Source organism: Micromonospora sp. ATCC 39149 (assembly GCF_000158815.1).
GTDB lineage: Bacteria > Actinomycetota > Actinomycetes > Mycobacteriales > Micromonosporaceae > Micromonospora.
In genome coordinates this window covers 575,932-587,965 of sequence record NZ_GG657738.1, presented here as the reverse complement: position 1 = coordinate 587,965, position 12,034 = coordinate 575,932, and the positions used below count along the sequence as shown (strand labels likewise).

The following is a 12,034-nucleotide window of genomic DNA, read 5'->3' as shown; positions in this document are numbered from 1 at the left end:
CCGGGGCCGCCGTGCCTGCGGCCCCCGGTGTCACCGCCCGCACCGCCTGGTGGGCGTCGCGCACCGGAGTGAGCGGTTGACCGTCCGACGAAGGAGATCGATGTCCGGAGCACTGCCCGTCGCGACCATCCGTACCGAGGTGCCGGTGCCGCTACGCTTCCCCGACGGCTACACCACCACCGCCCGGGTGTTCTCGTTCCACGGCCTCGTCGACGGCCGGGAACACCTCGCGTTCGGGCTCGGCGACTGGTCGGTCGCGCTGGACCGGGCCGCCGGCGGCGGGCCGCCCCCGCTGGTCCGCCCGCACAGCGAGTGCCTGACCGGGGACGTGTTCGGCAGCCAGCGGTGCGACTGCGGGCCGCAACTGCGCGAGGCGGTCGAGCGGATCGCCGACGCCGGTGGGCTCCTGCTCTACCTGCGCCAGGAGGGACGCGGCATCGGCCTGTACGCCAAGCTCGACGCGTACGCCCTACAGGACGCCGGGATGGACACCTACGAGGCGAACGAGGCGCTGGGCCGGGGCGCGGACGAGCGGGACTACACCGTCGCCGCGCAGATGCTGGTGGCTCTGGGCGCCGACCGGGTGGCCCTGCTCAGCAACAACCCGGACAAGGCCGAGCAGCTACGCCGGCTCGGCGTCGAGGTGGCCGAGCGGGTGCCCACCGGGCTGCACCTGTCCGCGGCCAACGCCGGGTACCTCGCGGCCAAGGTGGACCGGGCCGCCCACACCATCGACCTTCCGTTCGTCCGGTGACCGCCCTGACCCCGCCGGACGCCGGACCGGTGCCCGGGCCCGAAGCCACCGCAGCGCCCGGCGGGCGACCGCCGCCGGAGCGGCCGTACGTGCTGCTCAGCTGCGCCATGTCCATCGACGGCTACATCGACGACGCCACCGACCAGCGGCTGCTGCTGTCCAACGAGGCGGACCTGGACCGGGTCGACGCCGTGCGGGCCAGCTGCGACGCGATCCTCGTCGGCGCGGCTACCGTCCGGGCCGACGACCCGCGCCTGGTGATCCGCTCACCGGAGCGCCGGCGGGAGCGGGCCGCTCGGGGCCTGCCGTCGTCGCCGACGAAGGTGACCGTCACCGGAAGCGGTGACCTCGACCCGGCGGCCCGGTTCTTCACCGTCGGCGACGCAGACCGGATCGTCTACTGCGCCACGTCGGTGCTGGCGGAGACCCGGCACCGGCTCGGCGCACTGGCCACGGTCGCCGACGGCGGCGACCCGGTCGGCCCCCGCCGGGTGCTGGCCGACCTCGCCGCCCGGGGGGTGCGCCGGCTCATGGTGGAGGGCGGGGCGGCCGTGCACACCCTGTTCCTCGGCGCGGGCCTCGCCGACGAGCTGCACCTGGTGGTCGCCCCGTTCTTCGTCGGGCGACCGCCGCGCGATTCCGCTTCCCCGGCGAGGGCCGGTTCCCGTGGCACCCCGGCCGCCGCGCCGGCCTCGCGGAGGTCCGCCAGATCGGCGACGTCGTCCTGCTGCGCTACGCGCTCTCCGGTCGCTGCCCCGACGCCTGATCCGGCCCGCCGCGCGGCGGGCCCGATCCGACTCGGTGCACAGGCCCGGGCGCTGGCCGCGCGCCGCGCCGTCAGTCGTCCGGTGGGGACACGTGCTCCGCGAGTCGCACGGCGGCGGTGAGCATGGCCCGGCCCCGGTCGGCGAGCCGCCGCCGCCAGTTGTCCAGGGACGCGGCCAGCGGTTCGGTGCCGGCCGCGTCGCGGATCTGCCGCACGACCGTGGCGATGTGGTCCAGCCGGTAGCCGCCGCGCCGGAGCAGATGGGCCAGTTCGGCGTCGCGGACGTCGTCGGCTGAGTACAGCCGGTAGCCGGTGGCGGAGCTCCGGCGCGGCGCGAGGACGCCGGCCCGCTCCCACTTGCGCAGGGCCGCCGACGTCACGCCGATCCGGCGGGAGAGGCCCCCGATCGCCAGCGGACGGTCGGGTCGGCTCGCCGCTGGTGGCCCCGTGAGCAGGCCCACGGCCACTTCGACGGCGTCGAGCGTCTCGCGGTCGCGTAGTAGCTGGGCGTGGCTGCGGTCGATCGCCCGCAGCGCGGTGTCCATGTCACCGGCGTTGACGGCGCGCATGATCTCGCCGCTGGTGGCGTATCCGTGCGCCGGGATCAGCGCCAGGTAGGCACGGAGCGCGCTGGCGTGTGCGGTCGTGTAGACGCGGTAGCCGCTGGGCGTGCGCCGGGCCGGGGGCAGCACCCCGTCGCGCTCGTAGTTGCGGACGGACTGCGTCGAGATGCCGTGCTCCCGCGCGAGGTCGGCCGGCCGGTAGGAACTCCTCCCCACCTGTCCTCCCGCTGGATACTCAGCACTGGCAGCACCGCCCGGCTGCCAGCCACACCCTCACCCGAGGTACGAACATACGGCAGAGGCCCACGGCTCGTTCTCCGACTCTCAACGCCCGGGGCCGATGACCTGGGGCCGGCTTCGAGGAAACTTGGCGTAGCCGCCCGCGCTCAGCACTGTCACACTCGCCTACCACCGAACCTCGTCACCCGGGCCCGGTACGGGCGGCGGGTGAGCGTGGCGTGCAGCATGTCCGTGAGCGTGACGATGTCGAACACAGGCAGGCCGAGCCGGGCCTGGATGGTGTGCGCGAACGGCACCAGGTCGGTGCACTCGATCACCAACGCCCCGAGGTCCGGATGCGCCTCGGCGAGCCGCTCTACCCGGTCGAGCACCTCCCGTTCGAGCCGGTCGGCGTCGAGGGCGTCGCGGCGGCCCTCCAGCATCACCTCGCGGAACTCCGGCTGGCCGGCCATCCCGGTCACCCGCACCGGCACCTGTTCCGCGCCGATCGCGGCGAGGTGGCGCGGGGTGAGCGCGGCTTCGTCGGCGACGAGCAGCCCGACCGGCCGGCCGACCGTCCGGTGCGCCATCGGGAGTTGGAGCAGGCTGGACGACCACAGCGGCACCGACACGGCGGCGGCCAGCTCGGCCTGGAACAGCACCAGGAACCCGCACGCGCCGGTGATCCCGGCGACCCCGGCGGCCTCCAGGTCCCGCGCCGCCGCGACGAACGGCTCCAACAGCGTCGGGTCGGCCTCCCGGACCAGCCGTTGCGGCGTGGCCCCCTCGACCACCCGGTAGACGACGGGAAAGTCGAAGGTGGCCGGGTTGCGGATGTGCCCGGGGATCTTCTCGAAGGAGGTGTCCAGGCACAGCACGCCGATCGGGGCGTCGGTCATCGGGTCCTCCAGGGAGACGAGCGGCGCCGCCAGCGGTCCACGGCGAATCCAGCGAGGTCCAACTCCGGGCGTTCGCCGCCGACGAGTTGGGCGACCAGCCGGCCGCCGGCCGGGGCCAGGCCCATCCCGATGTGGCCGTGCCCGGTGGCGACGCACACGTTCCGGTACGTCCCGGCGCGGCCGATCAGCGGCAGGCTGTCCGGCGTGCAGGGACGCAGCCCGCTCCACACCTGCACCCGTCGGTCGGTGTCCAGCCCCGGCAGGTACGACCGGACGGTGCGCACGATGCCGTCGATGCGGCGCGGCGAGACGCCGGTGTCCATCCCGACCAGCTCCAGGGTGCCGGCCAGCCGCAGCCGGTCGCCCAGCGGCATGACGGCCACCTTGCCCTCGCTGAGCAGGATCGGCAGCCGGGGCGGGTGCTCACCGGCGGCGATGGTCACCGCGTACCCCTTGGCGGGCTGGAGCATCAGGTCGACGCCGAGCCGGCGGGCGCAGGCGACCGACCAGACCCCGGCGGCGATCACCACCTCGGCGGGGCGCAGGTCGCCGCCGCTGGTGCGCACGGCCCGCACCCGGTCGCCAGCCACCTCGAAGTCGCGTACCTCCGTCTGGGTGCGGATGTCCACCCCGGCGGCCCGCAGCGCGTCGGCGAACGCGACCAGGAACGTGGGGATGCGCAGCGCGGCCCCCTCGGCGTTGAGCAGCGCCCCGGCGACGTCGAACTCGACGCCCGGTTCGAGGGCGGCCAGTTCGCCGGGGTCGAGCACCCGCAGCGGCACGCCCCTGGCCACGGCCGCCGGCACCGAGGCGCGGGCCGCCGCGAAGCCCTCCGGGGTCTTGCAGGCCAGCAGCATCCCCTGTGCGGTGAGGGTGTCGGCGAGCGGGCCCGCCGCGCACACCTCGTGCAGGATGGCGAGGCTGCGCTGCTTGAGGGTGAGCAGGACGTCGAACGCCGCCCGGGCGTCGTGCTCGGTGCAGCGCCGGCGGAAGTGCCACAGCCAGGCGAGCAGGGCCGCGTCGAGGCGGGGCCGGACGTGGAACGGGCTCTCCGGGTTCAGCAGGTAGCGCAGCCCCTTGGCCGGCACGCCGGGCTCGGCCAGCGGCGCGGAGCCCTGCGTGCCGACGAAGCCGGTGTTCCCCGACGAGCAGGCCGCCGGGTCGCCGACCTCGCCCCGGTCGACGACGGTGACCCGGTGGCCGGCGCGGGCCAGGAACCAGGCGCAGAACAGGCCGACGACGCCCGCGCCGACGACCAGCACGTCGGGTTCGTCGCCGGGTGGGCGCGGCGTGGGCGTCGACATCGTGGGCGGCCTAGAGGCTGACCACGAAGAAGCAGGTGGGCAGGTTGAGCACCACCCGTTCGTAGATCTCGGCGGTCAGTGCCACCCCGGGCTCGGCGAACGTGCCGGGCGGCGGCTCGGCGAAGGAGATCATCGACCGGCCGGCGTCGAACAGCAGCGCGCCGTGGCCGAAGTCGCCGACGATCGCGGTGCCCGGGTCGACCAGCCGGGTCCGGACGATGAACACGCCGTTCTCCTCGACGTCGCGCATCAGCGTGCCGGAGCCGAGCAGCCGGTAGTAGTCCGCCGGGTTGATGATCAGGCCGTCGGCGGTGCTGCCGTTCTGCTCCACCTCGTTGCAGGCCGACAGGATGGTGGAGCCGAACGGGCCCGCGTCGGTGAGCCGGGCGATGTCCGGCATGGTCAGCAGGCCGCCCTCGCCGCGCAGGATGGTGACGTTCTCGGCGGTGGCGAGCCGCACCACGAGCCGGTAGTTGATGAACTCCGCGAAGCTGGTCGGGTCTTCCCACAGCCCGTCCGGCACCTGCACCCACGCCTTGGTGGTGTAAAGCGGCGGGATCGGGGAGCGGTGGAAGTGGTTGGCCGCCTCCCGCCGCAGGTCCGCGCCGTCGACGGCCGGGTCGTCCGGGCGGGCGGGGCTCTCGTGCCAGTAGAACTCCTGCGGGTCGCGGGACAGGTCCACCACCTTCAGCATGTTCCGCGACGGGTAGCGCGGCTTGCGCCGGGAACTGGTCAGCGAGTCGGTGATGGTGACGTCGTAGTCGACGCGGGTGTCGAAGCCCCGCTCGGCGAAGGCGTCGACGAAGACCTGCCCCGGCGAGAGCTGCTTCTTCCGGTCCTCGACGACCTCGGCGATCGTGCGCTTGATGACGTCGGTTCGTTGCATCGGGCTCACACCTCCTGGTCGGGTCGGGTCGTCACTGCGCGGCGGGCTTGCGGGCGACGAACATGCCCCAGCCGAACTCGCCCCGGTCGATGGCGGCCTGGATCTCGCCGCAGGACGCGGCGAAGCCGAGGATCCACTCCCGGGCGGCCGGGTCGTCGGTGGTGGCGGCCCGCTGCCGGGCGGTCTCGCCGAGCACCCGGTACGTCTGCCGGATGTGGGTGTCGAGGCTGCGGGCGGTCAGCACCTCGAAACCGGCGGTGGTGAGCGCCTCGGTGTACCCGTCGAGGGAGTAGCCGCCACTCCAGCGCACCCGGTCGTAGACGTGCCGGCGGGCGGCGTCGCCGATCTCGGTGGTGGGCTGGAGGAAGTCGGTGATCGCGAGGATCCCGCCGGGGGCGAGCACCCGGTGCATCTCGGCGTGGCTGCGCGGCTTGTCCGGCACCAGGAACAGCGCGTCCTGGCTGACCACGTGGCTGAAGCCGCCGGGGGTGTACGGCATGGCGGTGGCCGAGCCGTGCCGGAAGGTGACCCCCGGCGTGCCCCGCTCGGCGAGCTTGGCCTGGGCGAACCGGATCCGCTCGATGCTCAGGTCCAGCCCCTCGCCCCGGCAGCCGGTCTGCCCGGCGAGCCGGAGCAGGAAGTTGCCGCAACCGCAGCCGACGTCGAGCACCGTCGATCCGGCGTCGATGCCCGCCTCGGCGGCCAGCAGGTCGGAGGTCCGGTCGGCGGCGGCGTGGTAGTCGGTGTCGGCGTCGTCGGCGAAGTAGCCGGTGTGCAGCACGCCCTCGCTGTCCCAGAAGCTGAGGTACGTCTGGGTGGTCTGGTCGAAGAACTCGGAGACGTCCCGCTCGGTGAACGTGGGGCTGGTCGTGGACATCGCGCACTCCTTCGTGCTGTGCCGCCGGCCGGGGTCGGCCGCCGCCGGATGGGGGAGGGGGACGGTGGAGGGATCAGGCGTAGGTGTCCCTGCGGACGCCGGTGAGGTGCGGCAGGTCCGGGCCGGTGGCGCTCGCGCCGCCGTCGACCAGGTGCACCCCGGCGGTGACGAACGAGGCCCGCTCGCTGGCCAGGAACGCGGCCACGGCGGCGACCTCCTCGGGGCGGGCCAGCCGGCCCAGCGCGCTGTGGTGGCCCATGGCGGCGAGCTGCTTCTCGACGTCGCCGTCGCCGGCGAGCCGGGCGGCGGCCCGCTCCATCGGCGGGGTGCGCACCGAGCCGGGGGCGAGCACGTTGACGGTGATCTGGTCGCGGGCCACGTCGACGGCGAGGCCCTGGGCGAAGCGGACCAGGGCGGCCCGGGTCACCCCGGACAGCACCAGCGGGGCGATCGGCACGGCGGCGGTCTCCGAGGCGACGAAGATCAGCCGTCCCCAGCCGGCGGCGCGCAGGTGCGGCAGCGCCCCGAGGGCCAGCCCGACCGCCGGCAGCAGCACCCGGTCGACGGCGGCCTGGTAGTCGGCGGCCTCGAACAGCGCGGCCGGACCGACCGGCGGGCTGCCGCCGCTGGCCAGCAGGACGTGCGCCCCGCCGAGGTCGGCGGCCACCCCGTCAACCCAACGGCGGGCCGCGTCGGCGTCGGTGACGTCCACGGCGGTGGCGCTGACCCGGCCGGTGGCCACCCCGGCCAGTTCCCGCTCGGCGGCGGCGAGCCGGTCCTGGTCCCGGCCGCAGATCGCCACGTGCGCGCCCTCGGCGGCGAACTCCTTCGCGCAGGCCAGCCCGATGCCGCTGGACCCGCCCGCGACGAGCGCCACCCGTCCTTTGAGCCCGAGATCCACTTCTGCTACCTCCCGCTGGTCGGTGACGTCCGGGCCGCCCCGGACCGGGCCGACCGGTAGCCGTAGCGGGCGAACAGGGGCTGGGCCAGCGCCGTCGCGGCCAGCCGGTCGGCGGTCGACAGGGTGCGCCGCCAGGAGTCGTCGCTGTCGCGGATCACGGTCGGCCCGGTGCGGAACCGGTCCGGGTTGCCGGTCACCGTGTGGTTCGTGCCCAGCTCGACGGTCCGCCCGCGCACCGGGTTGCCTGCCGGGTCGGCCCCGCACAGCCGCAGCAGCGCGTCGACGGTGCCGGCCGGGTCGGCGGTGAACGACTCGTAGCGCAGCAGCGTCGACCGCTGCGGGTGCCGCCGGGTGATCGCCGCCGAGGCCAGGTTGAACCCGTGCCAGTACGCGGTGCTGCGCGCCGCCGACATCGCGTACACGTATTGCTTCGGCTCCCGCCAGGAGTGCGCCACGGCGCGCGGGTCGCGGACCAGGTGCACGTAGTACGGGGTGATTCCGGGCAGGTACGGCAGCAGCGCCGCCTCTCCGGGGATCTTCGTGGTGTCCACGATGGTGTGCGCGCCGGTGCGTTCGGCGATCGCCCGGTAGACCCGGCCCATCAGCTCGGCGTGGGCGCGGATCTCGGCGTCGTACAGGCCCCGGTGCAGCACCCGCCAGGTGTGCCGGGTGCGGACCCGCGAGCGCTGGCGGCGGATCACCTCCTCGGCGTGCGCGTCGGGCGACGTGCCGGCGGGCCGCCCGACGGGCAGCACCCGCGACCAGACGTCGCAGGCCGTCAGCGCCAGGCCGCAGCCGCACCGGTCGTTGACGCCGCGGCCGGTGGAGTTCTTCCACAGGAAGTGCAGCTCGCCGACGTGGAAGAAGCCGGGCACCTCGTTGAGGACGTTGCCGATGATGGTGCTGCCGTTGCGGCACCAACCGGTGACGCACAGGACCGTCAGGTCGCTCATGCCGCGCGGGCCTCCGTCCGTTCGCCGCCGGGGCCGGCCGCCGGGCGGCCGATCCACGCCGCCGTGGCCGCCGCCGCGACGGCGCAGGCCGCGCCGACGCCGAACACGGCGGGATAGTCGAACCGCGCCGCGACCAGGCCGGTCACCGGCCCCCACACCGCCAGCCCCAGGTCCCAGAACGAGGTGTACGCCCCGATCGCCGCCCCCTGCCGGCCCGGGTCGGCCCGGTTCATCACCATCAGCGCCAGCGACGGGTGCAGCAGCGAGAAACCGACGCCGGTGACCACCCCGCCGGCCACGGCGACGGGCAGGTTCGGCGCGAGGGCCACGATCGTCAGGCCGACCGCCTCGCCGGCGGCGGACCAGGCCGCCACCCGGCGGGGGCCCAGCCTGTCGGGCAGGTGCCCGATGACCAGGCGGGTGCCGGCGTACACGGCGCTGAAGCAGCTCAGCACCAGCACGCCGGAGCCGATCCCGCGCGCGTCCAGGTGCAGCACGACGAACGCGGCGAGGCCGGCGTACCCGGCGGCGCCGAGGGCGAGCGCGGTGCCGGGCAGCAGCGCCGGGCGCAGCAGCAGCCCGCCCCCGCCCTTGGCCGGGGCGGCCCCGGCCTCCCGGCGAGGCACCGGGACCAGGGCGATCAGGGCGGCGGCCAGCAGGGGAGCGGCGGAGGCGAGCGCCCAGACGGCGGGGTAGGAGACCTGTTGCAGGGTGGCGCCGAGGAACGTGCCGGCGGAGATGCCGCCCCACATGCTCACCCCGTACAGGCCGATGAGCTGGCCCCGGCGGTGGTGCGGGGCCAGGGCCACCGTCCACACCGCCCCGGCGGTGAACAGGGCCGCCTCGCCCGCGCCGAGCAGCAGCCGCACCGCGACCAGCACCGGCACCGCGAGCGGCAGGAGGTAGAGCAGCCCGCCGAGGCCCACGACGAGCGCGCCGGTGAGCATCACGGCGCGGTGGCCGTACCGGTCGGCCAGCGCGCCGGCCACCGGCCGCACGAGCAGCGCGGTCACGGCCGTGACCGTGACGACCAGCCCGACGACCAGGTCCCCGGCGTCGTGCCGGTCGCGCAGGTACCCGGGCAGCACCGGGATCACGGCAGTGAGGCCCAGGTAGCCGGCGAACAGTCCGCCGAAGATGCCGACCAGGGCCAGGCGCGGCACGGCGCGGGTGGCGGTCTGCGTCATCGGCCCGCCGGCTCCCCCGCGCCGACCGGTGCCGACGTGGTGCCGGCCGGCGGCGCGGCGGCGTTCGGCGGGGGCGTGGTGCCGGTCGGCGGGGGCGCGGCGGCGGCCACCTTGCGTACGGCCCGCACCAGGTCGTCGCAGTCGTCCAGGGTCAGGTTGGACGACAACGGCACGTCCACCGCCTCGCGCAGGTAACCGGTGGTGCGCGGCAGCATCGCCCGGATCGCGTCGACGTCGTCGGTGTCGTACACGAACCGCCAGTTCCAGAACGCGCGGACGTTGAGGTCGTCGTCGGCGCCGATGTTGCGCGCGTCGATGCCCTCCCGGCACAGCGCGCGGGCGAACCAGCCGGCGTCGCCGCCGGGGACCCGGAACACGAACGCCTCCCCGAGGTACGCGCCCGGGGCGACCGGCCGGCGGATCGCGATGCCCGGCAGGTCGGCCAGCGCGGCGGCGACGTGCCCGTAGTTGCGGTGGAACAGCCGCAACCGCTGCGGCAGCCGGGTCATCTCGGCGCGCAGCAGCGCCGCCCGGATCTCGTCCATGCGCAGGCTGAGCAGGGGCAGGTCCAGGCCGGTCAGCGGTGGCTCGCCGTCGGGGAAGTGCCGCCGCAGCCGCCCCTCGTACGCCCCGGACAGCGCCACCGCGCGGGCGAACAGTTCCGTGTGGTCGGTGACCAGGAAGCCGCCCTCGCCGCAGTTGAGCGCCTTGTCCGACTGGGTGCTGAACGCCCCGGCGATGCCGAACGTGCCGAGCTTGCGGCCGTCCAGTTCCGCGCCGAGGGCGGGCACCGCGTCCTCGATCAGCGGCACGCCCATCTCGGCGGCGAACCCGGCGAGGGCCTCGGCGTCGGCGGCGAAGCCGCGCATGTGCACCACGAGGATCGCCCCGATCCCCGGGTGCCAGCGGCGGCGCAGGTCGTCGAGGTCCATCCGCAGGTCCTCGTCGACCTCCACCAGGAACGGCTGGCAGCCGGCCATGACGATCGCGCTCGGCGTGGCGACGAACGTGAACCCGGGGCAGGCCACCAGGGAGCCCGGGGGCACCCGCGCCGCCATGATGGCCAGGGCCAGGGCGGCGGTGCCGCTGGACACGGCGAGGGCGTGCCGAGTGCCGAAGAAGCGGCACAGTTCGTCCTCGAACCGGCCGCACTCGGTCTCGTGCTGGGGACGGTGGTCGTACCGGAAGTAGAGGTGGCTGCGCACGGCCCGGCAGGCGGCCTCCTCGTCCTCGGGGTGGACGAAGACGGCGCCCTTGTCGTACGTGGGCCAGGGGGTACGCCGGACGGGCGCGCCGCCGTGCAGGGCGAGGCGGTCCTCCGGTCGATCAGGGCGCGCCGCCGGCAGTGGCCGGGGCTGCGCGGGAGCTTCGTCGTTCCCGTTCACCGGCGGACTCCTCGCTCGTTCCTGACGGGTGTTCCGGTGGCCTTTTCCAAGGGCCCGCGGAACGGTGGCCGACACGCGTTACGCGGACCGCACGAATAGCCCCGCTGACGTGGGAAAAGCCGTCGATCCGGAATCGCGATAACCGCAACCCAGTGACAGCTATGATTGCCTCGGGGGTGCGGCCCGTCAACCCGTGATCGGGCGTCCGGTGAGCTCCGTCCGGTCGCCGAGGCCGAACCCGGTGACCGAAGGTTGTCGTCCGTGGGGCCCAGGCTGGTCGACGTGGCGCTGAGCTGGGCGGACGATTTCTGTCGACCCTGGCGGTGGTCACCCTCGGTCAGGGTGGCGCGGCGGCTCGCGTGGCGGTCGTAATGTTCATCCTGAAATTCCGATTCCCTATCGGATGGGCAGTCTTTTGAGTCGGCGGTTGCGCGCAAAGACGATCAACAGCCGTCAATGGCGTGTTGTCCGAGCGGAACCGGATAGGCGTCCATGCGGTCGTCGAATGGATTGCCCCGGCGGCGTGACCTCGGGGAATGGTGGGGCCGGGGCCGGGGTGGTGGATACGGCTCGGCTGCGCCCGCCCAGACGCACGGCTACCTGTCCGGGCCGCCACGCCCCGGGCGGACTTCGGCGCCGGGCTCGTCGGCCGCAAGGTCCTGGTGGTCGACGACGACGCCCGCAACGTCTTCGCCCTGACCAACATCCTGACGTTGCACGGGCTCGACGTGGGCCTACGCGGTAGCTGGGAGCGGGACACCGTCACCTCGCCGACATCCGAGCCGGAGAGCAGACGGACCCGGCGGCGCGGGCACAATGCCGGGGTGAGCGAGCGGCGGGTGAGCCTCGACGACCTGGGGGCGTGGCTGGTCAAGGGCAATGCCGACCGGAGCGACCTCGCCGCCCGGTTCCGGCGCGACCCACGGGTCACGAGCTGGTGCGTACGCCCCGGCTACCGGTCCCGGCTGATGCGTCCCGGCCAGCCGGTGGTGCTCTGGGCCAGCGGCAGCCGGTCCCGGCTGCCGTACGGGGTCTGGGGCGTGGGCCGGATCCTCGCCCCGCCGGTCGCCGACGCCGACGGCGGGTGGTCCGTGCCGCTGGACCTGACGGTCCTCGCCGAGGCGGACCGGGTGCCCCGGCAGCGGTTGCGCGCCGACGCGCGGCTGGGCGGCCTGGAGGTGTTCCGTCAGCCGCAGGCGGCCAACCCCTCGTACCTCACGGTCACCCAGTTCGCCGCGCTTCGCGACCACCTTCCACCCGGCTGATTCGGCCCTCCGGCAATCGCGAACCGGTCGCCCGACGAAGGATGCGGCTTGGTTACCCCGTAGCTACCATGTGTC

The 12,034-nt window shown here is 74.6% G+C and carries 11 protein-coding genes and 1 pseudogene; 3 read left to right on the top strand and 9 right to left on the bottom strand.

Annotated elements, in window-relative coordinates:
* The first annotated feature begins 100 nt into the window (after positions 1 to 100).
* Positions 101 to 754: a GTP cyclohydrolase II gene (ribA, locus tag MCAG_RS02450; protein ID WP_036372012.1), complete on the top strand. Its 654-nt coding sequence runs from the start codon at positions 101 to 103 to the stop codon at positions 752 to 754.
* A gap of 107 nt (positions 755 to 861) precedes the next feature.
* Positions 862 to 1,520 (top strand): annotated as a pseudogene (locus MCAG_RS02445) (RibD family protein).
* Between the two features lie 71 nt (positions 1,521 to 1,591).
* On the opposite strand, the gene MCAG_RS02440 reads toward MCAG_RS02445, so the two are convergent.
* From MCAG_RS02440 to MCAG_RS02400, 9 genes are all read right to left on the bottom strand, one after another.
* Positions 1,592 to 2,299: a MerR family transcriptional regulator gene (locus tag MCAG_RS02440; RefSeq protein WP_007071403.1), complete on the bottom strand. Its 708-nt coding sequence runs from the start codon at positions 2,297 to 2,299 to the stop codon at positions 1,592 to 1,594.
* 179 nt (positions 2,300 to 2,478) lie between these two features.
* Positions 2,479 to 3,201: an aspartate/glutamate racemase family protein gene (locus tag MCAG_RS02435; RefSeq protein WP_007071402.1), complete on the bottom strand. Its 723-nt coding sequence runs from the start codon at positions 3,199 to 3,201 to the stop codon at positions 2,479 to 2,481.
* Positions 3,198 to 4,505 (bottom strand): FAD-binding oxidoreductase, encoded by a 1,308-nt coding sequence (locus tag MCAG_RS02430; protein ID WP_007071401.1) that lies wholly within the window; start codon positions 4,503 to 4,505, stop codon positions 3,198 to 3,200. Before MCAG_RS02430 ends, MCAG_RS02435 begins: the two co-directional genes overlap by 4 nt.
* 10 nt (positions 4,506 to 4,515) lie before the next feature.
* On the bottom strand, positions 4,516 to 5,391 hold the full coding sequence (locus tag MCAG_RS02425; RefSeq protein WP_036372007.1) for a family 3 encapsulin nanocompartment shell protein: 876 nt from the start codon (positions 5,389 to 5,391) through the stop codon (positions 4,516 to 4,518).
* Positions 5,392 to 5,422: 31 nt separating this feature from the next.
* Positions 5,423 to 6,268, bottom strand: a complete 846-nt coding sequence (locus tag MCAG_RS02420; protein WP_007071399.1) for a class I SAM-dependent methyltransferase — start codon at positions 6,266 to 6,268, stop codon at positions 5,423 to 5,425.
* Positions 6,269 to 6,341: 73 nt separating this feature from the next.
* Entirely contained in the window at positions 6,342 to 7,169 is an 828-nt protein-coding gene (locus MCAG_RS02415; protein ID WP_007071398.1) for an SDR family NAD(P)-dependent oxidoreductase, read from the bottom strand.
* A gap of 5 nt (positions 7,170 to 7,174) precedes the next feature.
* Positions 7,175 to 8,122 (bottom strand): sulfotransferase, encoded by a 948-nt coding sequence (locus tag MCAG_RS02410; RefSeq protein WP_007071397.1) that lies wholly within the window; start codon positions 8,120 to 8,122, stop codon positions 7,175 to 7,177.
* Complete coding sequence (locus MCAG_RS02405; RefSeq protein WP_007071396.1) at positions 8,119 to 9,309, bottom strand: MFS transporter; 1,191 nt, start codon at positions 9,307 to 9,309, stop codon at positions 8,119 to 8,121. Before MCAG_RS02405 ends, MCAG_RS02410 begins: the two co-directional genes overlap by 4 nt.
* The gene (locus MCAG_RS02400) at positions 9,306 to 10,694 is read right to left on the bottom strand and encodes a DegT/DnrJ/EryC1/StrS aminotransferase family protein (RefSeq protein ID WP_007071395.1); all 1,389 of its coding nucleotides are present in this window, start codon (positions 10,692 to 10,694) and stop codon (positions 9,306 to 9,308) included. Before MCAG_RS02400 ends, MCAG_RS02405 begins: the two co-directional genes overlap by 4 nt.
* Before the next feature lie 536 nt (positions 10,695 to 11,230).
* Between MCAG_RS02400 and MCAG_RS34320 the strand changes: the two genes are divergently transcribed.
* A complete protein-coding gene (locus tag MCAG_RS34320; RefSeq protein ID WP_007071394.1) occupies positions 11,231 to 11,959 on the top strand; it encodes a hypothetical protein in 729 nt (242 codons plus the stop codon).
* The last annotated feature ends 75 nt before the right edge of the window (positions 11,960 to 12,034 follow it).